Genomic DNA, 26,470 nt, shown 5'->3' with positions numbered 1-26,470 from the left:
CACTGTTGTGCGCAGCCAAAACAAAGGCGGCCTGTTGGCCGCCTTTGTCGTATGGTCATGTAACGATTTATTCAGGGCAACGTTGCCTTAGCACGCGGTTACGCCGTCGGCTCCAGCACAAAGATCTTCACCTCAACCACGTCATCCTTAATCAGCGCGCGATGCGCTTCCATGTGCGGCATCTGCTGATGCTGCTCAAGGTGACGCAGCGAATCCCACTTTTCCAGCATATAGATGCTGTCAGGTGAGTTTTGTTTCCACGGCACCTGCGCCTGATGATCCACCAGCGCATCATACTGGCCGCAGCCTTCTTCTTTCAGTACGGTGGGAATCAGCTGTTTAATGATCTCCAGCACTGCCTGACGACGGCCCGGTTTCACACAGATCTCTGCAACGACTGTCAGCATAGCGGCATTTCCCGTTTGGCTTGTTAAGGCAGTAAGTTAAGCAAAGATTTTGCCTAAGTGCTCGCGATAACGTGCAATATCATTCTCAATCTCAGGCTGTTTAATCACATCGTTACAGATAAAGGTTGGCAGGCCGCTCATGCCAAGGAACTGATTGGCTTTATGGAAGTGCAGATAGAGTCCGTCGACGCCAACGCCTTCGAAAAACTGATCCGGATCGGTAAAGGCTTCCAGCGGCGCATTCCACGTCAGCGAGAGCATATATTTTTTGCCCTGCAGCAAGCCGCCGGAACCGTACTTTTTACTGGCGTCAGCGCGGCTGCGGCCGTCGCTGGCATACAGTGAACCATGGCCTTCGGTGAAGACTTCATCAATGTACTTTTTCAGGATCCACGGCTCGCCCATCCACCAGCCCGGCATCTGATAGATCACCACGTCGGCCGCAAGATATTTTTGTACTTCTTCCGCAATATCATAGCCATTGTCGATATTGGTAGTGGTGACCTGATGGCCATTATCGCGCAGGAAGGATGCGGCAACGTTAGCCAGCGTATGGTTCAGTTCGCCTTTTGAATGCGCAAACGCTTTGCCTGCGTCAAGAATCAGGACGTTACTCATAAGGATGATGCTCCGTTAAACAATAATGTGCGTAGTTTACGCGCGACCGTACCAAAGAAAAATGTGGTCCGGGTCACAAGACTTTTGCTTCGGCAGCAACAATCGGCTGGCATATGACACAATTCGGACGCAAACCCCTTTCAGGATCCTCTATGAACAAGTTCGTTATCAGTGCGGCGCTGATCGTCATTTCAGCCACCGCGCAGGCGCAATCGCGTCTGGAAAACATCACCAGCAGCAAAACGTTAAAGGTGTGCACCACCGGCGATTACAAGCCTTACAGCTTTCTGCGGCCCGATGGCGGCTATGAAGGCATTGATATCGCAATGGCCGAATCACTGGCCAGCAGCCTGGATGCGAAGGTGGAGTGGGTGCCAACCACGTGGAAAACCTTGACCCCCGATTTTCTGGCCAAACAGTGCGATATCGCCCTGGGCGGCGTCTCGGTCACGCTGAAGCGCCAGCTCACCGCGTGGTTCGCGCAGCCGCTGGGCAGCGATGGCAAAATCCCGCTGGTGCGCTGTGAAGATAAAGCGCGTTACCAAACTATCAAACAGCTGAACCAGCCTGCGGTGCGCCTGATAGAACCGGCTGGCGGCACCAACGAGGCATTTGTGCACAGCCATTTACCCGCGGCCTCGCTGACGCTATTCCACGACAACGTCACCATTTTTCAGCAGCTGGTGGATAAAAAAGCGGACGTGATGATTACCGATGCCTCAGAGGCGCAATACCAGGCGAAGCGTTATCCACAGCTCTGCGCGGTGAATCCGGATCGGCCAATGCAGTATGGCGAAAAGGGCTACATGCTGCCGCAGAACGACATCGGCTGGAAACTCTACGTCGACCAGTGGCTGCACCTGTCGGTTGCCACCGGCGAATACGCAAAAATTGTGACGCAGTGGCTCGGTAAAGCCTGAAAAAACGTGGCGCTCAGCTACGCTCTCACTCAGTGATATTCAACCGGCAGCCTCTGTGACTCGGCAGGCAGATAAGGTACTATCCTCGCCAAACCGTCCGCTGGGTGGCGTGCTGCCGGGTCTGGCTTTGCGCCACGATGTGAGGAATTGAAATTAATGAGTGATCTGACGCAGGATGGTGCAGAGCGCCTTGCACTGCACAAATTTACCGAGAACGCGTACCTCAACTATTCCATGTACGTCATCATGGATCGTGCGCTTCCCTATATTGGCGATGGCCTTAAACCGGTACAGCGCCGCATTGTTTACGCCATGTCAGAACTGGGCCTGAACGCCAGCGCCAAGTTTAAAAAATCGGCGCGTACCGTGGGTGACGTGCTGGGTAAATACCACCCGCACGGCGACAGCGCCTGCTATGAAGCGATGGTGTTAATGGCGCAGCCTTTCTCCTACCGCTATCCGCTGGTGGATGGTCAGGGCAACTGGGGCGCACCGGACGATCCGAAGTCGTTTGCCGCCATGCGTTATACCGAATCGCGCCTGTCGAAATACGCCGAGCTGCTGTTGGGCGAATTGGGGCAGGGCACGGTGGACTATGTGCCTAACTTTGACGGCACGCTGGACGAGCCGAAAATGCTGCCGGCGCGCCTGCCAAACATTCTGCTTAACGGCACCACCGGCATCGCTGTCGGTATGGCAACCGATATTCCGCCGCACAACCTGCGCGAAGTGGCGCAGGCGACCATCAAGCTGATCGATGCGCCGAAAACCACGCTGGATGAGCTGCTGGATATTGTGCAGGGGCCCGATTTTCCTACCGAGGCGGAGATCATCACACCACGTGCGGAGATCCGTAAGATCTACCAAACTGGCCGTGGATCAATTCGCCAGCGCGCGGTATGGAAAAAAGAAGATGGCGACGTGGTGATCACCGCGCTGCCGCATCAGGTTTCCGGTGCGCGCGTGCTGGAGCAGATCGCTAACCAGATGCGCAATAAAAAGCTGCCAATGGTTGAGGATCTGCGTGACGAATCGGATCATGAAAACCCGACGCGTCTGGTGATCGTGCCGCGCTCTAACCGCATCGATCTTGAGCAGGTGATGAACCATCTGTTTGCCACCACCGATCTGGAAAAAAGCTACCGCGTTAACCTGAACATGATCGGGCTGGATAACCGTCCTGCGGTGAAAAACCTGCTGGAAATCCTCAGCGAATGGCTGGTTTATCGCCGTGACACGGTGCGTCGCCGCCTTAATTACCGTCTGGAAAAGGTGCTGAAACGCCTGCACATTCTGGAAGGGTTGCTGGTGGCGTTCCTCAACATCGATGAAGTGATTGAGGTGATTCGCAGTGAAGATGAGCCGAAGCCGCAGCTGATTGCCCGTTTTGGCATCAGTGAAACCCAGGCAGAAGCGATTCTTGAGTTGAAGTTGCGCCATCTCGCCAAACTGGAAGAGATGAAAATCCGCGGCGAACAGAGCGAGCTGGAAAAAGAGCGCGATCGCCTGCAGAGCACGCTGGGATCGGAACGCAAAATGAATAGCCTGCTGAAGAAAGAGCTGCAGGCAGACAGCGAAGCCTATGGCGACGACCGTCGTTCACCGCTGAACGAGCGTGAAGAGGCGAAAGCGATCAGTGAAAATGAACTGGTGCCATCAGAGCCGGTGACCATTGTGCTGTCGCAGATGGGCTGGGTGCGCAGCGCCAAAGGCCATGATATCGATCCGAGTGGATTAAACTATAAGGCGGGCGATAGCTTCCGTGCTGCCGCGCGCGGCAAGAGCAATCAGCCGGTAGCCTTTATCGATTCCACCGGCCGCAGCTATACGCTCGATCCGACCTCGCTGCCGTCGGCACGCGGCCAGGGTGAGCCGCTGACCGGCAAACTCACGCCGCCACCGGGCGCGGTGATGGAACAGGTGCTGATGGAGGCGGAAGATCAGAAGCTGCTGATGGCATCCGATGCCGGTTACGGTTTTGTCTGCACCTTTGCCGATTTGATCTCGCGCAACCGTGCGGGCAAAGCGCTGCTGACGCTGCCGGAAAATGCCAAAGTGCTGACGCCGATGGCGGTGCACAGCGACGACGATCTGCTGCTGGCGATCACCGCCGCCGGACGCATGCTGATGTTCCCGGTGGGCGATCTGCCTCAGCTCTCCAAAGGCAAAGGCAACAAAATTATCTCCATTCCGGCGGCGCAGGCAGCGGCTGGGGAAGATAAGCTGGTCTGGCTGCTGCTGTTACAGCCGCAAAGCGCGATCACGCTACACTTTGGCAAGCGTAAGCTCACCTTGCGCAGCGAAGAACTGCAGAAATTCCGTGCCGAGCGTGGCCGTCGTGGCACCTCGCTGCCGCGTGGTTTGCAGCGTATTGATCGGGTAGAAGTGGATGCGCCTGCATCAGCCCGCACCGAAAGCAGCAGCGACGAGTAACAATAATGCAGTCACGCAGCGGGCGAGGTTATTTCGCTAACGCCCGCTGCGATACCGGTGTGTTTTATGACAAAGCCGGTATACTCAGGGACAAGGCGAACATGAGGTAGCTATGCTCTTAATTTTACGTGCCATTGTGGTCATTATTTACTCTCTTCTGGTCAGCATTTTCGGCTGTATTTACTGCCTGATCTTCTCTCCGCGCAACCCACGTCACGTCGCCACATTTGGCCGTGCCTATGGTCGTTTGTCGACGGTTTTGGGCGTCAAAGTTGAGCTGCGCAGACCGGAAGGTGCCGAGCACTACGGCAACGCTATCTACATTGCCAATCACCAGAATAACTACGACATGATCACTGCGGCGAAGATTGTGCAGCCGACCACGGTAACTGTCGGAAAAAAAAGCCTGCTGTGGATTCCGTTTTTTGGCCAGCTTTACTGGCTGAGCGGCAACCTGCTTATCGATCGCGATAACAGCGCCAAGGCGCACAACACCATTGCGCAGCTGGTCGATCAGTTTAATAAAAAGCGCATCTCATTCTGGATGTTTCCGGAAGGCACCCGCAGTCGCGGACGCGGCCTGCTGCCGTTTAAGACCGGCGCTTTCCATGCGGCCATCGCCGCCGGTGTGCCGATCATTCCGATTGTGGTATCGAACACCCACGACAAAATCAAACTCAACCGTTTGAAGAACGGCCTGGTGATTGTTGAAATGCTGCCGCCGGTTGATATCAAAGCGTTTGAAAACCAGTCGGTACGCAAGCTGGCGACGCACTGTCGCGAGTTGATGTCCGCTAAACTGGAAGAACTGAATGCCGAAGTCGCCGAGCGTGAAGCGAGCGGCAAATATTGAGTCACTGCTGCGGGGCGCAAGTCCCGCAGGTTTTGCACGACTACAGCAACCCATAGCAATCCCGCAAAATAACAATACGGCGACGATATTCCTCGTTTCGCTGACCTGTTCGGAGTTTTTATGTCTTTCAGTCGACGGCACTTTCTTCAGCTCTCTGGCGCGGCAGCCTGTGCAGGCGCATTGCCGCGTAATGCCCGGGCCGCGGCTGTTGAAACCGCATTGCCGGTGCCGCCGCTGATCGAATCCCGCCGCGGCCAGCCGCTGTTTCTCACCCTACAGCGCAGCCATTGGGCGTTTATGAGCGGCAGCAAATCACCGGTCTGGGGCGTCAACGGCATGTATCTTGGCCCGACGGTGCGCGTCTGGAACGGCGATGACGTTAAGCTGATCTACAGCAACCGCCTTAATGAGCCGGTGGCGATGACCATCAGCGGATTGCAGATGCCCGGCGCGCTGATGGGCGGCGCGCCGCGACTGATGTCGCCGGGCGCTGACTGGGCGCCGGTGTTGCCAGTGCGTCAGGCTGCGGCAACCTGCTGGTACCACGCCAATACGCCTAACCGCATGGCGCCGCACGTGTATAACGGGCTGGCGGGCATGTGGCTGATTGAGGATGCCGTCAGCAAGGCGCTACCCTTACCTAACCATTATGGCGTCGATGATTTTCCACTGATCATTCAGGACAAACGGCTCGATAACTTTGGCACGCCGGTTTACAACCCACCGCAAAACGGCGGTTTTGTTGGCGATACGCTGCTGGTGAATGGCGTGCAGAATCCGTTTGTCGAAGTGTCGCGCGGTTGGGTGCGCCTGCGGCTGCTGAATGCGTCTAACGCGCGGCGTTATCAACTGACGTTAAGCGACAGCCGACCGTTTCACGTTATCGCCAGCGATCAGGGTTTCCTGCCGGCGCCGGTGCCGGTACAGCAGCTGTCACTGGCGCCAGGTGAACGGCGCGAGGTGCTACTGGATATGACCCAGGGCGATGAAGTTACGATTACGTCGGGTATTGCGGCATCGGTAATGGATCGGCTGCGTGGCCTGTTTGAACCGTCCAGTATTCTGACCTCGAATCAGGTACTGACGCTGCGGCCAACCGGACTGCTGCCGCTGGTCACCGATAACCTGCCGATGCGCCTGCTGGCCGATCAGATCCTCGATGGCGTGGCGGTGCGCACTCGCGAGTTCCGCCTCGGCGATGCGTTGCCAGGCATTAACGGTGCGCTGTGGGACATGACGCGCATCGACACGCAGGCGCAGCAGAACAGCTTTGAGCGCTGGATTATCCATTCTGATACGCCGCAGGCGTTTCATATTCAGGGCGTGATGTTTCTGGTCAAGCGAGTCAATGGCGCGCAGGCGATGGCGGAAGATCGCGGCTGGAAAGATACCGTCTGGGTCGATGGCGATACGGAACTGCTGGTGTTTTTCCCGCAGGCGTCGTCAGAACACTTTCCATTTGTCTATCACAGCCAGACGCTGGAGATGGCCGATCGCGGCACCGCCGGTCAGTTGCTGGTTAACCCGGCACCATAAAAAAAGGCCGACAGCTGTCGGCCTTTTTTGCGTGCTGCGCCAGTCGCGCATCAGTTCAGTTCATCGGGATCAGGACCGAGGCGATTGCCTTTATCGAGCTTGGTCATTTCACTGATTTCCGGTTTTTCGAGACGGAAATCAAACACCGCAAAGTTCTCTTCAATACGCGATGGCGTGACCGATTTAGGAATCACCACCAGTCCGCTATCCAGATGCCAGCGAATGACGATCTGTGCTGGCGTCTTGCCATATTTTTTCGCCAGGTTTTTCACAATCTCCTGATCAAATACGCCTTTACCGCCCTGTGCCAGCGGGCTCCAGGATTCGGTCTGAATCTGGTGCATGGCATTCCACGCGTGCAGTTCACGCTGCTGCAGCATCGGGTGCAGCTCAATCTGGTTGATCACCGGGGAAACGCCGGTTTCGTCGATCAGACGCTTCAGGTGATTCTGCTGGAAGTTACAGACGCCGATGCTTTTGGTCAGCCCCTGTTTCTGCAGCTCAATCATGCTTTTCCATGCATCCACATAGTTATCTTTCTGCGGACATGGCCAGTGCATCAGATAGAGATCAACGCTCTCCAGCTGGAGCTTTTTCAGGCTGGTTTCAATCGCCTGCTGACCGTTGAGTTGATCGTCATTCCACAGCTTGGTGGTCACGAAAATATCGTCACGCGCGACGTCAGTTTCCTGCAGCGCCTGACCGATACCTTCCTCATTCTTATAGATCGCAGCGGTATCGATAGAACGATAGCCGACCTGCAGCGCTTTTACTGCCGCCTTGCGGGCATCATCGATGCTCGCCTGCCAGACACCTAAACCGAGCTGCGGCATCATGTTGCCGTCTCGCAGTTTGATAATCGGTTGCTCTGCCATAAAACGCTCCTTTTAGCTTTCAGCGCCCGCGCAAAATGCACGGCTCGCCACTGGAGATTAAGTCTAGTCAACATTCAGCCGATTGGGACAAGCGAAGCGCAGAGATCTCTGCTCATTTCTGCCATAATCTTGCCTGTTTCTGCACTGCGGTGGAGAAGTGCACGAAAATCACGCACACTGCACGCCGGAAAAGGCAGAGGAGAAAGCCAGATGCAGCATGATGAAATCTGTTCGAAACTGGCGCAGCGCGTTATCGAATTAGCCAGCGGTGATTATGCCTCGCTTTCGCAGGTTGCTGATATTTCACTGTTATATGCTAATTCTCCGAGTACGCGCATGCCGGTGATGTATAAACCCGGCATTGTGATCCTGTTTCAGGGGAAAAAAACCGGTTATCTGGGCAACAGCGTTTTTCATTACGATGCGACCAAATACCTGATGCTCACCGTGCCGCTGCCGTTTGAGTGTGAAACCTGGGCCTCGCCGGAAGTGCCGCTGGCGGGCATCAAGCTTAGCGTGGATAGCCTGAAGCTGCAGGATCTGCTGATCGATATCGGCGATGACGACAGTTTTCAGCCGGTGCCGCAAACCAGCGGTATTCACTCCGCCTGGCTAACCGAGCCGATGCTCTGCGCGGCTGAGCGGTTGCTGGATGTGATGTCGAGCCCGCGCGATGCACGCGTGTTGGGCCCGCAGATCGTGCGGGAAATCCTCTATCACGTTTTAACCGGTCCGTGTGGCGGCGCGCTGCTGGCGCTGGTCAGTCGACAAACGCAGTTCAGTCAAATCGCCCGTGCGCTGCGCCGCATTGAAAATAACTTTGCGGAAACGCTGAGCGTGGAACTGCTGGCCGCCGAGGTCAACATGAGCGTATCGGCGTTTCACCATAACTTCAAAGCGGTAACCAGCACGTCACCGTTGCAGTACCTGAAGAGTTACCGGCTGCACCAGGCGCGGACGCTGATGGTACAGGATGGCCTGAAGGCGAGTACGGCGGCAATGAAGGTGGGCTATGAAAGCGCCTCGCAATTTTCACGCGAATTTAAACGCTATTTTGGCACCACCCCCGGCGAGGAGATTACCCGACTGCGCCAGCCCGCCTGATCGCTACTCGAGCTGATTACGGCGCATAAATTCGAACAGCGCCAGCGGCGTGGGGCATTCCAGTTTATCCATTAGCCGTGACTTATAGGTGCTCACGGTTTTAGTGCTGACATGCATGCTGGCGGCAATTTTGCCGTTATCATTGCCGCTGAGAATATGTTGCAGCACCTGAAACTCGCGCGCTGAGAGCCGTTCCAATTTTTCTGCCTCCAGCGTCGGTGCGGCACGCTCAGGAACATAGCTCTGATAAGGAAAGAAGCCGTAGCCGTTTTGCGCCGCGGTGATCGCCAGCAAAATATCGTGAAAGGGGCGCTTCTTACTGATATAGCCATTCGCCCCAGCGTGGGCGCTACGCGGCGCATAAAGGTCCGCACTTTTGGCGGTGACCACAATAATAATGCCGGGAAAGCCCGTATTACGAACGCGCTTAATTAGCGATAGCCCTGACTGCGAATGAATAGCGATATCAATAATAATGATGTCGGGATAATAATTATCTATGGTGTTATACGCATCCTCACCGTTATTTTCAGCAATGACCTGATAATGCGCTTTTTCCAGTAGTGTGCGAACCGCCATCCTGACTAACGGATGTTCATCAATAATAACAACCCTGTTCATTCTCTTTTCCTTACTGGCATCCATGCGATGCAAAAATAATAATCATCTGCAAAATAAAAAGATAGTGTTATTCACCAGGAGATAACCGCTTTGTGCGTGATGGCCGACATAATAATGCAATATCCGGCTATGGCGGTGGCTTTAATTGCGCGTCAGGATAATAACGCTGAAATAACGCAGCAAATTACTTTTAACCAAAAGCATTATTATGGATAAGGAACAGAAGATGAAAAACTCAGTGAAAGCATCGCTGGTCAGCGGCTTATTTATCGCCATGGGCACCTTTTCGCAGGTTCAGGCAGAAGACGTCGCAGGCGGCACGGTACGTTTTCTCGGCACGGTAGTTAACGGCGCCTGCGCGGTGGATGCCGGTGATGTTGATAAAGTGGTGCAAATGGGTCAGGTGCGTGTGGCTGACTTCAACGGCACCGCCGGTACGCCGGCGAAGCTGCGCCAGGATGTGGATATCAAACTGCTCGATTGTGATACCAGCGTTGCCCAAACAGCAGCGGTGACTTTTAAAGGAACCGGCTCGCCGGGTTATAACGGAATCCTGAGTGCCGGTTTCGGTGCAGGCGCGGCTACCGGCGTCGGTATTCAGCTATTTGACACCACTGGCGAACCGCTGCCGTTAAATACGCTTTCAACAGCAACCCAGTTGATCGATGGCACCAATACGCTGCATTTTCGTGCAGGTTATATTTCGGTAAGCGATACCGTTACCCCGGGCAATGCGGATGCCACTGCTACTTTTGATATTACTTACGCATAATATCAGTCAGGCCAGGGATGGCCTGAATTTCCTGCATAACAGCTCAACGGTTAATTAAATCCATCAGGCATTATTACCATTATGAATAATCATTTTTGCTGGCTAATTATTGCGCTTCTTCTCTGCTGCTCTCCCTTTTCATATGCTGGTGGTATCGTATTAGGCGCAACGCGCGTGATATATCCGTCAGACCAAAAGCAAATTTCTCTTTCAATCAGGAATAGCGACGAGAAAAAATCTTTCCTTATTCAGTCGTGGGCGGAAGAAGACAACAAGAAAAGTCGCAATATATTGATCACGCCGCCGCTGATGGTAATGAAACCGCGCAGGGAAAATACGCTGCGTATTATTTATGTTGGCAGCGCATTGCCCGCCGATCGTGAATCCTTATTCTGGCTCAGCGTGAAATCGGTACCCGAGAAAAGCGAGGCGCTGGCGGAAAGTAATACGCTGCAGTTGGCGGTGGTCAGCCGTATCAAGCTGTTTTACCGGCCCGAAGCACTGCGCGATGACCCGGATAGCGCGTGGCAGTCGCTGCGCTTTTCCCGCAGTGGTGCCCAGCTGACGGTGCATAACCCCACGCCTTTCTGGATGACCGTGATCAATCTCAGCGTCGGCGGACAGGCGATCGATAACGTGATGGTGGCGCCACGGAGTCAACAGATGCTACCGCAGCGCGTTAACAGCGGCGACATCTTCTATCAAACCATTAATGACTATGGCGCACATACGCCGAATACGCGCGGCGTAATGCAGGGTGCCGCCGCTGTACAGCCCTGACTGGAGCAACCGACATGGAACGTGGCTGTTACCGTCTTACCGCGCTGCTGATCATGGCGAGCACGGAGGTGAATGCTGTCCGCTTCGATCCGGCGTTTCTGATTGAAGGGGGCCAAGCCGTTGCCGATCTGTCACAGCTTGATGAACAGAGCGGACTGTTGCCGGGGACCTACCTGATGGAGTGGCGTATGAATGAGCGAAGCGCCGGCCTGCGAGAAACACAGCTGTTACCCGGCGAGCAAGGGCTGTTGCCCTGTTTATCCGCAGCATCACTGGAAGAGCTGGGCGTCAATCTGGCGCGTTTGCCTGCGGAGGGACTGGCAGACGCATGTGTGCCTTTTACCGAACTCATCGCTGGAGCCAGCACTGAGGTTGATAGTGAGCGCTTACAACTTATCCTGAGCATTCCGCAGGCGGCGCTGCATAATCGCGCGCGCGGTACGGTGCCGGAGGCACGCTGGCAGCGTGGCATTAACGCCGCCATGCTCAATTACAGTCTGCACGGCAGCCAGCGGTGGGGAGAAGCCTCAAGCCGCCAGCAGCTGATGACCTTACAAAGTGGTATCAACCTCGGTGAATGGCGCTGGCGCGACTACAGCACGTTGCGTCTTGCGCAGGGAGAAACGCGCTGGCGTCATCTCTCCAGCCAGTTTCAGCGCGATATCGTGGTGTTGCGCAGTCAGCTGCAGCTCGGGGATTTTGCCACCGCAGGCGAGCTGTTTGACAGCCTGAGCCTGCGCGGCGTGCAGTTGAGCAGCGATAACAGCATGCTGCCGGACAGCCTGCGCGGTTTTGCGCCGGTTATTCGCGGCGTGGCGCGCGGCCCGGCGCGGGTTGAGGTACGTCAGCAGGGCGCACTTATCCGCGAAAGCCAGGTGCCGCCGGGCGCCTTTGTGATCGACGATCTCTATCCGCTCAGCAGCCGCGGCACGCTGGACGTGGAGATTATCGAACAGGATGGCAGCCGTAGCGGTTTCAGCGTGCCTTTTTCATCGCTGCCGGTGCTGCAACGCGAAGGGCGCGGGCATTATAGCCTGAGCGCCGGGCGCCTGCGGCTGGTATCTGGCGATCGGCCCTGGCTGTTGCAGAATACCGTGGCGTGGGGATTGCCCTGGCAGCTTACCGCCTATGGCGGCAGTCAGCTGGCGGAAGAGTATCAGTCGCTGGCGGCGGGCCTGGGGGTCAACGGTGGAAGTTGGGGCGCCATGTCACTCGATCTGACGCATGCACGGCATCAGCAGGCGTCGGGCGAAGCCTGGCGCTGGCGATACGCACGCTACTTTTCGCAGACGCAATTGCAGCTTTCCGCTTACCGCTACGCGACATCCGGCTACCGCACCTTTTCTGAGGCCGCGCAGAGCAAAAAACGGCCCGACACGGTACAGCGAAAACAACGCGTTGATCTCAGCCTCACGCAGACGCTGGGCAGCTATGGGTCACTGTGGGTTAACGGCAGCTGGCAGAACTACTGGCAGCAAAGCGGTAGCGAACGCTCACTACAGTTAGGTTACAGCGGCGTATGGCGCGGCATGACCTTTAACCTGAGCTACAGCCACAACCAGCTGTTGCGCTATCGCAGCAGCGATCGGGTAATTGGATTCAACCTGATCGTGCCGCTGGATCGCTGGCTAAGCAAAAACCGTTATGCCAACCGTAGCCATATCCTTAACGCTACGGCGGGCAGCAGCGTGGATAATCACGGGAATGCGCAATTCTGGAGCGGCATTAGCGGCAGCGCGGGTGAAGGGCATGCGCTCAGTTACCGTTTGCAGCAGCGCCTGAGCAATCAGTCAGCAGGCAGCAGCTATGCGAGTGCGGCCTGGCGCAGCCGCGCCGGTAACCTCGACGGCGCAATTGTCAGCAACGCCCGCGGCCAGCAGCTTAGCTGGGGCCTCAGCGGCGGCGTGGTGCTACATCCGCAGGGCGTAACCTTCACGCAGCCGCTGGGAGAAACCAACATTCTGGTGAGCGCGCCCGGTGTGGCCAATCTGCCGCTGGAGCAGAATGGCAGCGTAAAAACGGACTGGCGCGGCTATGCCGTGGTGCCGTGGGCGTCACCCTATCGCTGGAACCGGGTCGCACCGAATCTGCGGCAGTTGGAAGAAGGCTATGAAATAGAAGAGGCGGTGCAATGGCTGGCACCAAAACGGGGTGCGTTAGTGCGTGCTCACTTTGACGTTAAACGGGGCTATCGGGTGCTGATGACGCTGCGCTACCGCGGAAACGCCCTGCCTTTTGGCGCCCTGGTCGCGATCGGTAATCGGCAAAGCATTGTCGGCGATGACGGCGAAGTCTGGCTCACCGGTCTGCCCGCCACAGGAGAGTTGCAGGCGCGCTGGGGCAAAGGTGCCGAGCAGCAATGTCGGCTGCGCTACCGTTTACCCGACGATGCCGCCAGCGGCATTCAACGCTTACAGGGAGAGTGCCAGTGAGACGATTCTGCACGCTATTGCTGTTGGGGAGTGCCTGCCTGCAGGCACACGATGTGATGCTGGAGGTGACCGGCGAAATAGTGAATGAAGCCTGCACGCTGAATTACCGTGAAAAGCCGCCTGAAGTGGCGATGGGGGAATGGGAAACCACCCATTTTTCCCTGCCGGGCAGCGCCAGCGATCATCGACCGTTTACGCTGGTGCTCAGCCAGTGCATCAACGCGATAACCGGCGTGCGCGTCAGCTTCCAGGGTGAAGCCGCTGCGGCCAACCCTCAGTTACTGAAGCTGGATCAGCAGAGCATCAGCGGACTGGCAATTGAGCTCAGTGATGCGAACAGAGAGCCGCTGGCCATTAATCAGCGCGGCATACGTCAGCCGCTGCTGCCTGAGGTTGATAACGTGCTGCACTTTCACGCGCGCTATATCTCTTTAACACCGCCCATTACTGCCGGTGCGGCCAACGCGACGGCGCTGCTTAGCCTGGAGTATGACTGAATGAGATGGAACCCGATCTGGATAATGTTGCTGAGCCTGAAGCTGCACGCCATGAGTGCGGTTGACGACGTTGATGTGGCGCCCGATGTCGATCCGCCGCCCTACAGTTTACCCGCCGATGGCCTGCCGGTTGGCCAACTGGTGGGTAACGAATGGCAAGGCGATGCGGCAGTCAGCACGCTATTTCAGTGCGAGCCCGCAGAAGGTGAGTGCATCGATCTGATGACCGTCAGGCCCGTCGGCACGCTGGCTACCGGCATTCAATACTACGAAGAGGGGGAGCGTTATGATGTCTATCGCAGTTCGGTAACCGGCATCGGTTACGTGCTGGGTATTCAGGATTTTGAGGACAACCGGTTTAAGCCGGTGAATCAGTTGCAACAGGAATTGCAGCTGTATCCATTTCCCGGCAGCAGCCGCCTCAGCGCCACACGCGGCGTACGTGCCCGCATGCGTTTCATTACAACCGGCGAACAGCTGCAGACCGGCGTGACGCAGACGCTGTCTTTGCCCATTGCACAGATTACGGCGCGCAATGGGCGCTTCAACGTTGTTGCGCCGGTGGTGCTGCATAAGATGACGATTCGCATTCAGCCACAAGGGTGCTCGGTGGTCTCCGGTGCCTCAGAGCCGGTGATGCTGGGAAAAGTGTGGGCAGGTTCATTACCGGAGGTGGGCAGCGTTTATGGGAGTGGATCCGCCACGATTTCGCTGAGCTGCGACAAAGGCGTGGTGTTACACGCGGTGATGACCGACCAGAGCCAGAAGGGCAATCTCAGCGATATTCTCAACCTGACCCCAGACTCCACGGCGACCGGCGTGGGCATTCAGTTTGTGCGCGATGATGGCAACGTGATTCGTTACGGACCGGACGCCAGCGCTCAGGGCACGCTCAACCAGTGGAGGATAGAACAAGCGCAGTACGATCAGCAGATCCTGACCGTGCCGCTTATGGCGCGCTATATTCGCACCGGGCCGATTACCGCTGGCAGCGCCAACGGTATCGCGTCGATCACCTTTTCCTATCAGTGAGACGCACCGCGGCGCTTTTTCCAGATCAGCAACAGGCTTCCCGCCAGGCCGATAAACAGCAGGGCAACCGGCAGGATAATCAGCACGGTCATCACCTGATCTTCATGGCGTTTGATAAACGGCACCTGGCTGATGCCGTAACCAAACGTCACCACGATGGTGACCCACAGCAGGCCGCTGAGCCAGTTAAAGAACTGGAAGCGGCCATGTTTCAGGCCGGAAATGCCCGCCATGGTAGGCAGCAAGGTACGGATAAAGGCCAGAAAACGGCCCACCAGCAGCGCCGTCAGGCCATGGCGGTGAAACATTTGCCAGGCGCGCTGATGATACTGCGCGGGTAAATGCATCAGCCAGCGTTTCACCATTTTCGTATTGCCCAGCCAGCGGCCCTGCAAATAGCTCAACCAGCAGCCGAGGCTGGCCGCCATGGTCAGAATAATCAGCGTGGGAACGAAGTCCATGACGCCTTTGGCCACCATGGCACCCGCCAGCAGCAGCAGACTATCGCCCGGCAGAAACGAGGCGGGTAACAGCCCATTTTCCAGAAACAGCGTCAGGAACATGACCCCGTAAACGACCCACACAACATCCGGATTGGCCAGCGCAGCAAAATCCTGATGCCACAACGCCTGCACAATCTCGTGTAAAACACCCATGTTTAATCCCGTTGACAGCGGTTTCGTTTAATTTTAACGAATAATAAGAAGCCAGTCAGGTCGGGTTTCCGCCACGCGAAAACCGTATCCCCCGTGTAGTTTAGACGCTGAGCAGACGATCGAAGCCTGCCGACAGATCGGCGATCAGATCGTCAACGTGTTCCAGGCCAATATGCAGCCGCACCAGCGTGCCGCTGAAATCGATGCCACCGGCCGGTCGGATCGCCGCCAGTTCATCGGGCTGATTGGCGAGGATCAGCGATTCAAAGCCGCCCCACGAATAGGCCATGCTGAAGTGCTGGAAATGGTCGAGATAGTCAGCCATCTGCTGCGGACTCAGCTTTTGATGCAGAATAAAAGAGAACAGGCCGCTGCTGCCGCTGAAGTCACGCTGCCAGAAAGCATGGCCTTTGCACTGCGCCAGCGCCGGATGGTTTACCCGCGCCACTTCTGGCCGCGTGGCGAGCCATTCTGCGATTTTAATGCCGCTCTCTTCATGCTGTTGCAGACGTACCGCCAGCGTGCGCAATCCGCGGCTGGCCATATAGGCAGTATCAGCGTCGACCATTTGTCCCATCAGATAGGAGTTCTCACGCAGGCGATCCCAGCAGCGCGCATTGGCGACCGCGGTGCCGATCATCGCATCGGAGTGACCGATCAGATATTTGGTGCCTGCCTGAATCGAAATATCGCAGCCGTGATCCAGCGGCCGAAACAGCACGCCCGCCGCCCAGGTATTATCGACGATGATGATCGCTTCCGGCGCTTTGGCGCGCACGGCGGCGACAATGGCCGGAATATCCTGCACTTCCATAGTGATGGACGCGGGGGATTCGAGGAAAACGATGCGCGTAGTGGGCTGGATCAGCGCGGCGATACCGCCATCAAGGCAGTGATCGAAAAAGGTGGTGCTGACGTTAAGCTTGCTAAGAATTTTGGTGCAGAAATCCTGCGTTGGCTCGTAGACCGAACCGCACATCAATACGTGATCGCCCGCTTCAACAAAGGCAAGCATCGCATTGGCTACCGCTGCCGCGCCGCAGGAGTAGAGCGCGCAGCCGGCGCCGCCTTCCAGCTCGGTCATCGCTTCCTGAAGTGCAAAGTGGGTCAGGGTGCCGCGGCGGCCATAAAAGAGTTCGCCGTGCGCACGGCCTGCGGTGGCGCGCTGTTTGTCCGCCACGGTGTCGAACACCAGTGACGAGGCGCGTTGAATCACGCTGTTCACCGATCCCTGCGTAAATCGCTTTGCCCGGCCGGCGCGGATTAATGTGGTTTCTAACTTCTCTTTGCTCATCTGCGGACGCCCTGCTGATCCCTGTGAAAGGCATAAACTTAGCATGAATCCCGGCAGGGCGTTGATAAGGAATTGGCATAATCAGAGTGCTGCCAGCGGGAAGCAGCGGGCGAACCAGGTTCGCCCGCCAGACTCAAATCACACCCATGGCACGCGGTAGCCAGAGCGAAATGGCCGGTATGTAAGTGATTAACAGCAGGACGATGAACAGCACGCAATAAAACGGCAGCATCGCACGCACCACCTGCTCGATCTTCTGCTTGCTCACCGCACTGGCGACAAACAGCACCGATCCCACCGGCGGTGTGATCAAACCGATGCCAAGGTTAGTCATCATGATCATGCCAAAATGCACCGGATCGATGCCTAACGCATTGGTAACCGGCAGCAGCACCGGTGTCAGAATCAGAATGATCGGCGCCATATCCATCAGCGTACCGATCACCAGCAGCAACACGTTAATACACATCAGGATGACATATTTGTTGTCAGAGATGCTGGTGAAGGTATCGGTGATCATCTGCGGCAGCTGCATAAAGGTCATGACCGCGCCAAAGCTGGCGGCAAAGGCGATCAGCACCATGACAATGGTCACGGTTTTGATGGTGCGAAACAGCAGGATATGCAGCTGATTCCATTTGAAATCACGATAGATAAACATGGTGACCAGAAATGCCCATAAACAGGCAATAGCGGCAGATTCCGTGGCGGTAAAGATCCCGGTGAGGATGCCACCAAGAATGATCACAATGGTAAACAGGCCCCAGAACGCATCAAAAAAGATTTTCAGCGCCTGCTTAAACGGAATGCGCTCGCCTTTTGGATAACCGCGTTTTCTGGCAAAGCCGACACACATGATCATCAGACAGAGGCCGAGCAGCAGGCCGGGAAAGATCCCCGCCACAAACAGCGACGAGATGCTGACCACGCCGCCGGTTGCCAGCGAGTAGATCACCGAGTTGTGGCTGGGCGGCGTCAGCACCGCCTGCACCGATCCGCTGGCGGTCACCGCGGCGGCAAAATCGCGCGGATAGCCTTTGGCTTCCATCTCCGGGATCATCACCGATCCGATCGAGGCGGTATCGGCGACCGACGATCCTGATATGGCACCAAAGAAGGTCGAGGCAACGATATTCACCAGCGACAGGCCGCCGCGAATAAAGCCGACAAAGATATAGGCAAAATTCACCAGCCGCCGGGCAATGCCGCCCTCGGCCATGATGGCACCGGCGAGAATAAAGAAGGGAATGGTCAGCAGAGAGAATTTGTTCACGCCGTTGGTGATCTGAATCACCACCGCTTCCCACGGCAGATCAATCCACCAGGCACCGATAAAAGCGCTGAGGCCCACTGAAAAAGCCACCGGAAACCCCAGCAGCAGCAGCACCGCTAAACTACCAATCAGTATAAGTGCATCCATTTTCCTGCTCCGCCTTAGTGAGTGCCGCCAAGCATGACAACCGGACGAGCGGTCTGCTCGCCCGCGAATAAACGCTCAATCACAAACAGCAGCGTGATCAGCGTGCCCAGCGGAATCGGCAGATACATTTGCCCGTAGGTCACCGCAGGCAGCGATGCCTGCGCCTGTGACCACATCGCTTCACACAGGCTAAAGCTCGACTGAAACAGCATCACGCAGAATGCCAGCATCAGCAGATCGCAGAGGATGCGCGCCGCCCGTTGCAGCGGGGCAGGCAGCCGATCGGTGACCATCGATACACAGATATGCGTACCGGCGCGCAGGCCAACCGGGGCGCCAATAAAGGTAAAAATGATCATACAGACAATGGCCACCGGTTCGGGCCAGTAGAGGGCACCATCCAATACGTAACGGGCAAAAATTCCCACCGGTATCACCGACACCATAATCAGTAAGGCAATACCGGCCACCACCATGCACAGCAGATAAAGCCCGTCCATCAGACGACAATAAGAGGTCATAACTGGGTTCCTGCGAAAAGTGCCGCGAGCGCGGCACGGGGAAAATTATTTAACTTCAGCAATCTGCTTCATCAGATCCTGATAGTTAGCACCAAATTTGTCGCGCACCGGCTGTGTTGCCTTGATGAAGTAATCGCGATCGGTCTGCTGAAAGGTCACGCCGCCCTGTTTCATTTTGGCCAGCGATTCTTCGGTGTATTTCGCCCACAGCACGCGCTCATCGTCCTGCGCCTCTTTGCCGAGCTTTTTCAGCAGCGCCTGATCGTCCGCCGAGAGCTTATTCCATGAGGTTTTTGAGAACAGGATCATTTCCGGCTGCATAAAGTGACCGGTCAGGGTGTAATACTTGGTGACTGGCATATAGTTATGCGCCACAAAGGTTGGCGGGTTGTTCTCGGTGCCGTCGACCACCCCGGTTTGCATGGCGCTGAACACTTCGCTGACGCCCATCGCTACCGGATTAGCGCCCATCGCTTTCAGCGTGGCGAGGGAAATTGCGCTGTTCTGCACGCGAATTTTCATGCCCTTAAGGTCTTCGGGTTTAGCGATCGGCTTTTTGGTGATCATGTTGCGTACGCCGGCATCGGTCCAGCCGAGAAATATCATGCGTGCCGCAGGGTCTTTGTCGAATTTATCGGTGATAGTCTTGCCAACGTCACCATCCAACACCTTATGCATATGAGCTTCATCGCGGAAGATATAGGGCAGGGTTAAGACGCTGGTTTCCGGAGCAATGGTAGTAACCGGCGCCAGCGACACGCGAATCATATCGATCGCCCCCAGCTGCACCTGTTGCAGCGCCTGATCTTCATCACCCAGCACGCCTCCCGCGTAAACCTTCATCTCCAGGCGGCCATCAGTGGCCTTTTTCAATTTTTCGCCCATATTTTGCAGCGCTACCACCGTCGGATAACCGGCCGGTTGAACTTCCGCGACTTTTAATACTTTGGCTGAGGCCATACCGCTAAAGGCAGCGGTCAGCGACACGGCAAGCAGTAACTTTTTCAGCATTATTTTTTATCTCCAGCGAAGAGGTATGCCGCTTTAGGGAAGGAAGTGAGGCGCAAGCAGGGACAGCGGCTGAATCACTATAAAGAAAAGTCTGCTGCTGCAAATGGGCGGCTGTTGGATTGAATGAAATACATCACAAAATTAAAACAACGTTTTAATAAAATTCAACAGGCCATCACATTTATGGAACCAGCCGGTGTCATCAGGCAGAAAGGCGCGCGAAAAATCAGCGAAAAATGTAAATAGTAATGAGAACTACTATCAATTCGCCGCTTTTTTGGTATGATCCGCCCCTGACGTAAAACAGCCATAAATGATGTTGGAGATACAGCGTGGTAACCAGTGATTTGATGCAAACGGATCTCTCCGTTTGGGGCATGTATGAACATGCAGACATCGTGGTAAAAGCGGTGATGATTGGGCTGCTGTTGGCCTCGGTTGCCACGTGGGCGATCTTCTTCAGTAAATATGCCGAGCTGAGCGGCGCCCGTCGCCGCCTGAAGCGTGAACATCAGGCGCTGACCGAAGTGCGATCGCTGAATGAAGCCGCGCAGGTTGCCGGTGCATTCAAAGCGCAAAGCGCCAGCCTGCAGCTGATCAAAGACGCGCAGAACGAGCTGGAGCTCTCTGCGGGCAGCGAAGACAATGACGGCATTAAAGATCGTACCGGCTTTCGCCTTGAGCGCCGCGTTGCCGCCTTCAGCCGTCATGCTGGTCGTGGCAACGGTTTCCTCGCCACCGTCGGTTCCGTGGCGCCATTTATCGGCTTGTTCGGTACGGTATGGGGCATCATGAACAGCTTCATCGGCATCGCCAAAACGCAAACCACTAACCTGGCCGTCGTGGCGCCGGGTATCGCCGAAGCGTTGCTGGCTACTGCCGTCGGCCTGGTTGCGGCGATCCCTGCGGTGGTGATCTACAACGTATTTGCGCGCATGATTGCCAATTACAAAGCGTCGCTGGGCGACGTTGCCGCGCAGGTGCTGCTGTTGCAGAGCCGCGATCTCGATCTGGCTAACAGCGGCGTTGGCCGTCCGACGACCACGCAGAAATTACGCTTAGGATAATTATCATGGGCATGCGATTAAACGACGGTGTCGAAACAGACGGTGAAATGCATGAGATCAACGTCACGCCGTTTATCGACGTGATGCTGGTGCTGCTGATTATCTTCATGGTGGCAGCACCGCTGGCCACGGTTGACGTACGCGTTAATCTGCCAGCCTCCACCAGTTCACCGCAGCCGCGCCCGGAAAAACCGGTTTATCTCTCGATCAAAGCGGATAAGCAGCTCTATATCGGCAATGAAGCGGTGACCGAAGCCAATCTGGTCAACGTGCTCAGCGCTCAGACGCAGGGCAACAAAGAGACCACCATTTTCTTCCAGGCGGATAAGAGCGTTGATTATGAAACGCTGATGGGCGTAATGGACGCCTTACGTCAGGCGGGCTATCTCAAGATTGGTCTGATGGGCATGGAAAGCGTCGCGAAAAAATAACCGATGCCCGTCCCGCTCAGCTGCGCAAGGCGGCGAGCGGGCGGGCGTTTATTTAACGACGTAACGCAATCGCTTCAATTTCAATTTTCACATCTTTTGGCAGCCGCGCCACTTCCACACAGGAACGGGCCGGAAAACTCGCCTGATGCTCGCTAAAAAACGCTTCATAGGTGGCGTTCACCGTAGCAAAATCGTTGAGATCCTTAACGAAAACGGTGGTTTTCACGATGTCACCCACCTTCAGTCCGGCTGCTTCCACAATCGCCTGCACGTTCTCCAGCGACTGACGGGTTTGCGCAGCGATATCACTGGCCACGTTGCCGGTTTTTGGGTCGACCGGAATCTGGCCGGAGGTGATGATCATGCTGCCTAAATCCACGCCCTGTACATAGGGTCCGATGGCGGCTGGTGCGTTGTCGGTACTGATTTCACGAGACATATTTTCTCCTTGAAGACGTTGACGCAACGGCATCCGTTACGCGCTGACATAGCGGCATCATTATAAGTGCCGCCTCAGGGTTTACCAGTTTGCCAGCACCACATGATGGGCAAACTCTTTCTCGCAGTATTTGCACTTCAGCTGCACCGCATCCTGGCGTTTACGCACCGCAAAGCTCGAGCAGACGGGCTCGTTGCGGCTGATGCAATTGCTGTTAGGGCAGGTCAGCACCCGCTCAATGCGATCCGGCAGCGTGGGCGAGATTTTGCCGACCACTTCATATTCGTCGATGCGGTTGACGGTGGCGTGCGGCGCGTAAACGGCCAGCTGGTTGATCTGATCGTCGGTGAGAAAGGTATTTTCAATTTTGATCAGATCTTTGCGGCCCATCTCGCCGGAAGGCAGATTCAGGCCGATGGTGATGCGCTGGTCCGTTTCGGTCAGGCGAAACAGGCTCAGCAGTTTAAAACCAATCTGCGCCGGAATATGGTCAATCACCGTGCCGCGTTTAATCGCTTCAACCTGTAGTTTATTGTCCTGTGTCATCGGGTTTTCTCCTTACAGATCCAGTTCGCTGTTCATCACCAGCGCCAGCAATGCCTGGCGCGCGTAGATACCGTTGCCCGCCTGCTGGAAATACCAGGCGTAAGGCGTCTTATCCACATCGGTGGTGATCTCATCAATGCGCGGCAGCGGATGCAGCACCTTCATATTGTCGCCGGCGCCGGCCAGGTCGGCAGCGCGCAGGATGAACTGCGCTTTAACGTTGGCGTACTCTGAAGGGTCAAGACGCTCTTTCTGCACGCGGGTCATATAGAGAATGTCGAGCTGCGGAATCACCTCTTCAATGCTGTCGTGGCGGCTCCAGACAATGCCTTGTTCATCCAGCATATCGGTGATGTAACCCGGCATCGCCAGCGCATCCGGCGCGATAAAGTAGAAGCGATTGCCGTCGAATTTGGCCAGAGCCTGCGTCAGTGAATGCACGGTGCGGCCATATTTCAGGTCGCCTACCATCGCCACGCTGAGGTTGCTGAGGCGGCCCTGCGTCTCCTGAATGGTGAACAGGTCGAGCAGCGTTTGCGTCGGATGCTGATTAGCCCCGTCACCGGCATTGAGGATCGGAATGCCGCCGGAGAACTCAGTGGCCAGACGGGCGGCGCCTTCCTGCGGATGACGCATCACGATGGCATCCACGTAAGTGCTGATCACCGAAATGGTATCGGCAAGGGTTTCCCCTTTCTTGCCCAGCGAGGTATTGCTGCCGTCGGCAAAGCCCACGACCGACGCGCCAAGGCGATGCATCGCCGTTTCAAACGACAGGCGCGTACGCGTCGACGCCTCAAAGAAGCAGCTGGCGATCACCTGATGCTTCAGCAGTTCGGGCTGAGGACGGGCTTTCAGCATGGCGGCGGTGTGCAGCACCAGCTCAAGCTCCTGTCGGTTCAAATCGTTAATGGAAATGATGTGCTTGCGATATAGCGAGTTGGCCATCTGTCATTCTCCTCTGCGCGTGCCGGATAATGGACAAAAAAAAGCCCCTGCAATGAGGGGCTTTCTTAAGATCGAAAATAGAACGGAAGGTGCGCCTGCAATCAGGCGTGATTGAGCGATGATAAAAGCGTGACGCTGAGTCATACATCCTCCCGGCAAAGTGTCGGGCATTATACGGAAACTGTGCCGGGCGGCAAGTGAAAAACGGCCGCGCGTAATCGTTTGCCCGCCTTGTTCAGGGCGCTTTGCTCAGGGTCGCTACCATGACCGCCTTAATGGTATGCAGACGGTTCTCAGCCTGATCAAAAACGATGCTGTGCGGCGATTCAAACACTTCGTTGGTCACTTCCATGCCGCCGTGCAGCCCATACTCTTCTGCCATCTGCTGGCCGAGCGTGGTTTGATCATCATGAAAAGCGGGCAGGCAGTGCAGAAACTTCACCTCAGGATTGCCGGTGAGTTCCAGCATGGCGCGGTTAACCTGATAATCACGCAGCAGCGCGATGCGCTCGGCCCACACCGTCTTGGGTTCGCCCATGGAAACCCAGACGTCGGTATAGATAAAATCCGCGCCCTGTACGCCTTCGGCGACCGCTTCGGTCAGGGTGATTTTACCGCCGGTCTGCTGAGCCGCTTCGCGACAGCTTTCCACCAGTGCCTCATCGGGCCAGCACGCTTTTGGTGCCACCAGCCGCAGATCGAGGCCAACCAGCGCCGCGGCTTCGAGCATGCTGTTGCCCATGTTATTGCGCGCATCGCCAACGTAGACAAAAGTCATCTCATTCAGCTTTTTCGTCGGCAGATGCTCCTGCATGGTCAGCAGATCGGCCAGCAATTGCGTAGGATGAAACTCATTGGTCAGCCCATTCCACACCGGCACACCGGCATACTGCGCCAGCGTTTCCACAATCTCCTGGCCATGGCCGCGATACTGAATGCCGTCATAGATACGGCCTAACACGCGTGCGGTATCCTTGATCGACTCTTTATGGCCTATCTGGCTGCCGCTTGGACCCAAATAAGTGACGTTGGCGCCCTGATCGTAAGCGGCAACTTCGAAAGAGCACCGGGTGCGGGTCGAGTCTTTTTCGAAGATGAGCGCAATGTTTTTTCCGGTCAGCCGCGGCGTTTCATTGCCCTTTTTTTTCGCGCTTTTTAATTCAGCCGCCAGCGTCAGCATGCTGTCTATTTCCGCCGGGGTGAAATCCAGTAAACGCAGGAAAGAACGGTGATAAAGCGAGGTCATGTGGTGCTCCATAAGGCGATGCAAAATGAATTAAAATTCAATTTAACCGTCTGAATATGCATTTTCAACCCTGAGGTAAAGAAACTTTCGCTTTTGTGTAGTGGCGCGTCGGCGTGTGTGGGAAAATAATCAAGACTCTGCCAATTAATGGGGAATAAATCATGGCATATGAAGAATTACTGGAAGAACAGCGCGAAGAGACGCGGCTGATCATTGAAGAGCTGCTGGACGATGGAAGCGATCCGGAAGCGCTCTACACCATTGAGCATCATCTCTCCTGCAACAACTTCGACTCGCTGGAAAAAGTGGCGGTAGACGCGTTCAAGCTGGGCTATGAAGTCAGCGAGCCGGAAGAGCTGGAGCTGGAAGATGGCAGCAAGGTGATGTGCGTGGATATTCTGAGTGAAGGTGCGCTGAATGCGGATCTGATCGACGTGCAGGTTGAGCAGCTGGTGAATCTGGCAGGCAAGTACAATGTCGATTACGACGGCTGGGGCACCTATTTTGAAGATCCTGACGCCGAAGATGAAGACGAAGAAGGCGACATGATCGACGATGACGATACCGGTATTCGTCACTGATTCTTCTGTATTAACCCGGCTTGCTGGCCGGGTTTCCTTTCGCTGATAACGCCAGAAAAACATGAACTACGCTGCACTGCTCGAACCCGTCCACCATTTTTTGACCTGCCGCACCTCTCAGGCGTGGATTGATGAGGCCCGCAAGCCGAAAAATCTGACGCTGCTGCTCACCGATCATATGGTATGCGAACTCAAGGCGGCGCAAACCGCGGCCTGGCTGATTCGTAAATATGTTGCCGACCAGCCCAGCGGCGATCTGATCCTCGCGTGGCTCAAGCCGTATGAAAACTTCATTTTTCGCGAACATCACGACACGGACTTTCTCAACGCCCATCGCGGTCTGACGCGCAGCATTATCGTGCGTAACGAACTGCCGTGGGCTGACGATCTGGTTGAAAAGATGGTGCTGCTGATCAAAGAGGAGCTGCACCATTTTTATCAGGTGTGGGAGATCATGCAGGCGCGCGGCATCGTCTATAAAAAAATCACCGCCAGCCGCTATGCCAAAGGGCTGCTGCGCGAAGTCACCACTCACGAACCGGACACGCTGGTGGATAAGCTTATCTGCGGCGCCTACATTGAAGCGCGCTCCTGTGAACGTTTTGCCAGCCTGGCGCCGTTTCTGGATGAGGAGCTGAAGAAGTTTTACCTGTCGCTGCTGCGCTCCGAGGCGCGTCACTATCAGGATTACCTTGCGTTGGCCGCGCAGATTTCACCGGTGGACATTGCGCCGCGAGTAAAAGCCATCGGCGAAGCAGAAGGGCGGCTGATCGCCGAGCCCGACAGCGAATTACGGTTTCATAGTGGGATACCGGCGGGACGAGAGTAGCCTTGGCAGGCGGCTGTTAAGGTCAGCGACCGGGGATTGGCCTTAAGGCGGCAGGCCTTTTAAGGGCCAGGTCAACGGCCAGGTCAAGGACCATTTCGTCCAGGCTAAAGCCTGCCCGAGCAGGACCAGGTCAAGGACCATTTCGTCCAGGCTAAAAGCCTGCCCGAGCAGGGCCGGCAGTCGCCCCGGCCCTGCACCCGCGCTATCCGGCAAACACAACCGCCCGCCAAAGGCGGGTACCTTCGTCGGCTCACATTTCTTCACGGACCGGTCGCGATTCGCTCCCCGCTCAGCGCTCCCTTGCCCCGCCATCCATGGCGGGACATCCTAAAATGTTTACCTCCTCAGCGTTTGTGATGCCTCCTCAAGGTCAACACCCAAGTCAAAACCTAAAACCTAAAACCCAAAACCTAAAACCTAAAACCTAAAACCTAAAACCCAAAACCTAAAACCCAAAATTAAAGCCAAAGCCAGTGTTTAGAAGCACAGAATCAGCGAAGATAAACAGTGAAAAGTTTGATTTGTTATTCAGAACTTAAGATTTTTGTTTTTGACCTGGTTTTTGACCTGGTTTTTGACCTGGTTTTTGACCTGGTTTTTG

General features: G+C 55.8%; 27 protein-coding genes. 14 read left to right on the top strand and 13 right to left on the bottom strand.

The window, feature by feature from the left end:
- Window positions 1–98 precede the first annotated feature (98 nt).
- Together ACJY2L_RS17930 and ACJY2L_RS17925 are read right to left on the bottom strand one after the other, a co-directional pair.
- Entirely contained in the window at window positions 99–407 is a 309-nt protein-coding gene (locus tag ACJY2L_RS17930) for a putative quinol monooxygenase (RefSeq protein WP_067427652.1), read from the bottom strand.
- 36 nt (window positions 408–443) lie between these two features.
- A complete protein-coding gene (locus tag ACJY2L_RS17925) occupies window positions 444–1,025 on the bottom strand; it encodes an NAD(P)H-dependent oxidoreductase (RefSeq protein ID WP_439213718.1) in 582 nt (193 codons plus the stop codon).
- A 152-nt stretch (window positions 1,026–1,177) separates the two neighbouring features.
- On the opposite strand from ACJY2L_RS17925, the gene ACJY2L_RS17920 reads away from it, so the two are divergent.
- From ACJY2L_RS17920 to ftsP, 4 genes are all read left to right on the top strand, one after another.
- Window positions 1,178–1,945: a transporter substrate-binding domain-containing protein gene (locus tag ACJY2L_RS17920; protein WP_439213717.1), complete on the top strand. Its 768-nt coding sequence runs from the start codon at window positions 1,178–1,180 to the stop codon at window positions 1,943–1,945.
- 156 nt (window positions 1,946–2,101) lie between these two features.
- Complete coding sequence (gene parC / locus ACJY2L_RS17915) at window positions 2,102–4,378, top strand: DNA topoisomerase IV subunit A (RefSeq protein ID WP_067427658.1); 2,277 nt, start codon at window positions 2,102–2,104, stop codon at window positions 4,376–4,378.
- A gap of 112 nt (window positions 4,379–4,490) precedes the next feature.
- Window positions 4,491–5,231, top strand: coding sequence for a 1-acylglycerol-3-phosphate O-acyltransferase (locus tag ACJY2L_RS17910; protein ID WP_067427659.1), 741 nt, complete (start codon window positions 4,491–4,493; stop codon window positions 5,229–5,231).
- A gap of 120 nt (window positions 5,232–5,351) precedes the next feature.
- Window positions 5,352–6,767 (top strand): cell division protein FtsP, encoded by a 1,416-nt coding sequence (gene ftsP / locus ACJY2L_RS17905; RefSeq protein WP_439213716.1) that lies wholly within the window; start codon window positions 5,352–5,354, stop codon window positions 6,765–6,767.
- A 50-nt stretch (window positions 6,768–6,817) separates the two neighbouring features.
- On the opposite strand, the gene dkgA is transcribed toward ftsP, so the two are convergent.
- Window positions 6,818–7,642: a 2,5-didehydrogluconate reductase DkgA gene (dkgA, locus tag ACJY2L_RS17900; protein WP_209500642.1), complete on the bottom strand. Its 825-nt coding sequence runs from the start codon at window positions 7,640–7,642 to the stop codon at window positions 6,818–6,820.
- A 210-nt stretch (window positions 7,643–7,852) separates the two neighbouring features.
- Here dkgA and ACJY2L_RS17895 point away from each other — a divergent pair, with 210 nt between their 5' ends.
- A complete protein-coding gene (locus ACJY2L_RS17895; protein ID WP_067427666.1) occupies window positions 7,853–8,746 on the top strand; it encodes an AraC family transcriptional regulator in 894 nt (297 codons plus the stop codon).
- 3 nt (window positions 8,747–8,749) lie between these two features.
- Here the strand turns inward: ACJY2L_RS17895 and ACJY2L_RS17890 are convergent, their stop codons facing one another.
- Entirely contained in the window at window positions 8,750–9,367 is a 618-nt protein-coding gene (locus tag ACJY2L_RS17890) for a response regulator (RefSeq protein ID WP_439213715.1), read from the bottom strand.
- A gap of 226 nt (window positions 9,368–9,593) precedes the next feature.
- Between ACJY2L_RS17890 and ACJY2L_RS17885 the strand changes: the two genes are divergently transcribed.
- The 5 genes from ACJY2L_RS17885 to ACJY2L_RS17865 all read left to right on the top strand — a co-directional run bounded on the left by ACJY2L_RS17885 (window position 9,594) and on the right by ACJY2L_RS17865 (window position 14,880).
- Entirely contained in the window at window positions 9,594–10,139 is a 546-nt protein-coding gene (locus ACJY2L_RS17885; RefSeq protein ID WP_439213714.1) for a fimbrial protein, read from the top strand.
- A gap of 81 nt (window positions 10,140–10,220) precedes the next feature.
- On the top strand, window positions 10,221–10,919 hold the full coding sequence (locus ACJY2L_RS17880; protein ID WP_439213713.1) for a fimbria/pilus periplasmic chaperone: 699 nt from the start codon (window positions 10,221–10,223) through the stop codon (window positions 10,917–10,919).
- A 14-nt stretch (window positions 10,920–10,933) separates the two neighbouring features.
- Window positions 10,934–13,351: a fimbria/pilus outer membrane usher protein gene (locus ACJY2L_RS17875; RefSeq protein WP_439213712.1), complete on the top strand. Its 2,418-nt coding sequence runs from the start codon at window positions 10,934–10,936 to the stop codon at window positions 13,349–13,351.
- Window positions 13,348–13,848: a fimbrial protein gene (locus ACJY2L_RS17870; protein WP_439213711.1), complete on the top strand. Its 501-nt coding sequence runs from the start codon at window positions 13,348–13,350 to the stop codon at window positions 13,846–13,848. The genes ACJY2L_RS17875 and ACJY2L_RS17870 overlap by 4 nt, the downstream gene beginning before the upstream one ends.
- Window positions 13,849–14,880 carry a fimbrial protein gene (locus ACJY2L_RS17865; protein WP_439213710.1) on the top strand — a complete coding sequence of 344 codons (1,032 nt, stop codon included), beginning with the start codon at window positions 13,849–13,851 and terminating at the stop codon, window positions 14,878–14,880.
- Here ACJY2L_RS17865 and ACJY2L_RS17860 read toward each other — a convergent pair.
- The 5 genes from ACJY2L_RS17860 to ACJY2L_RS17840 all read right to left on the bottom strand — a co-directional run bounded on the left by ACJY2L_RS17860 (window position 14,874) and on the right by ACJY2L_RS17840 (window position 19,782).
- On the bottom strand, window positions 14,874–15,536 hold the full coding sequence (locus ACJY2L_RS17860) for a DedA family protein (RefSeq protein ID WP_439213708.1): 663 nt from the start codon (window positions 15,534–15,536) through the stop codon (window positions 14,874–14,876). The two genes, ACJY2L_RS17865 and ACJY2L_RS17860, sit on opposite strands and share 7 nt — an antisense overlap.
- Before the next feature lie 100 nt (window positions 15,537–15,636).
- On the bottom strand, window positions 15,637–16,830 hold the full coding sequence (metC, locus tag ACJY2L_RS17855) for a cystathionine beta-lyase (RefSeq protein WP_439213707.1): 1,194 nt from the start codon (window positions 16,828–16,830) through the stop codon (window positions 15,637–15,639).
- A gap of 133 nt (window positions 16,831–16,963) precedes the next feature.
- Window positions 16,964–18,250, bottom strand: coding sequence for a TRAP transporter large permease (locus ACJY2L_RS17850; protein ID WP_439213706.1), 1,287 nt, complete (start codon window positions 18,248–18,250; stop codon window positions 16,964–16,966).
- Window positions 18,251–18,264: 14 nt separating this feature from the next.
- The gene (locus ACJY2L_RS17845; protein ID WP_439213705.1) at window positions 18,265–18,771 is read right to left on the bottom strand and encodes a TRAP transporter small permease; all 507 of its coding nucleotides are present in this window, start codon (window positions 18,769–18,771) and stop codon (window positions 18,265–18,267) included.
- A gap of 45 nt (window positions 18,772–18,816) precedes the next feature.
- Window positions 18,817–19,782, bottom strand: coding sequence for a TRAP transporter substrate-binding protein (locus ACJY2L_RS17840; RefSeq protein ID WP_439213703.1), 966 nt, complete (start codon window positions 19,780–19,782; stop codon window positions 18,817–18,819).
- A gap of 350 nt (window positions 19,783–20,132) precedes the next feature.
- On the opposite strand from ACJY2L_RS17840, the gene exbB reads away from it, so the two are divergent.
- Both exbB and exbD read left to right on the top strand, forming a co-directional pair.
- A complete protein-coding gene (exbB, locus tag ACJY2L_RS17835; protein WP_187485913.1) occupies window positions 20,133–20,849 on the top strand; it encodes a tol-pal system-associated acyl-CoA thioesterase in 717 nt (238 codons plus the stop codon).
- Window positions 20,850–20,854: 5 nt separating this feature from the next.
- Entirely contained in the window at window positions 20,855–21,280 is a 426-nt protein-coding gene (exbD, locus tag ACJY2L_RS17830) for a TonB system transport protein ExbD (protein ID WP_067427691.1), read from the top strand.
- A 52-nt stretch (window positions 21,281–21,332) separates the two neighbouring features.
- Here the strand turns inward: exbD and ridA are convergent, their stop codons facing one another.
- The 4 genes from ridA to argF all read right to left on the bottom strand — a co-directional run bounded on the left by ridA (window position 21,333) and on the right by argF (window position 24,459).
- Window positions 21,333–21,719: a 2-iminobutanoate/2-iminopropanoate deaminase gene (gene ridA, locus ACJY2L_RS17825; protein ID WP_067427693.1), complete on the bottom strand. Its 387-nt coding sequence runs from the start codon at window positions 21,717–21,719 to the stop codon at window positions 21,333–21,335.
- 81 nt (window positions 21,720–21,800) lie between these two features.
- Window positions 21,801–22,265, bottom strand: a complete 465-nt coding sequence (pyrI, locus tag ACJY2L_RS17820; RefSeq protein ID WP_067427695.1) for an aspartate carbamoyltransferase regulatory subunit — start codon at window positions 22,263–22,265, stop codon at window positions 21,801–21,803.
- A gap of 12 nt (window positions 22,266–22,277) precedes the next feature.
- A complete protein-coding gene (gene pyrB / locus ACJY2L_RS17815) occupies window positions 22,278–23,213 on the bottom strand; it encodes an aspartate carbamoyltransferase (RefSeq protein ID WP_439213702.1) in 936 nt (311 codons plus the stop codon).
- A 235-nt stretch (window positions 23,214–23,448) separates the two neighbouring features.
- The gene (gene argF / locus ACJY2L_RS17810) at window positions 23,449–24,459 is read right to left on the bottom strand and encodes an ornithine carbamoyltransferase (RefSeq protein ID WP_439213701.1); all 1,011 of its coding nucleotides are present in this window, start codon (window positions 24,457–24,459) and stop codon (window positions 23,449–23,451) included.
- Between the two features lie 161 nt (window positions 24,460–24,620).
- On the opposite strand from argF, the gene rraB reads away from it, so the two are divergent.
- Together rraB and miaE are read left to right on the top strand one after the other, a co-directional pair.
- Window positions 24,621–25,040, top strand: a complete 420-nt coding sequence (gene rraB / locus ACJY2L_RS17805; RefSeq protein WP_067427701.1) for a ribonuclease E inhibitor RraB — start codon at window positions 24,621–24,623, stop codon at window positions 25,038–25,040.
- 61 nt (window positions 25,041–25,101) lie between these two features.
- Complete coding sequence (gene miaE / locus ACJY2L_RS17800; RefSeq protein WP_439213700.1) at window positions 25,102–25,869, top strand: tRNA isopentenyl-2-thiomethyl-A-37 hydroxylase MiaE; 768 nt, start codon at window positions 25,102–25,104, stop codon at window positions 25,867–25,869.
- The last annotated feature ends 601 nt before the right edge of the window (window positions 25,870–26,470 follow it).

It is taken from the genome of Duffyella sp. Ts4 (genome assembly GCF_051851875.1).
Lineage (GTDB): Bacteria > Pseudomonadota > Gammaproteobacteria > Enterobacterales > Enterobacteriaceae > Duffyella > Duffyella gerundensis.
This window is presented reverse-complemented; position numbering and strand designations above follow the sequence as displayed.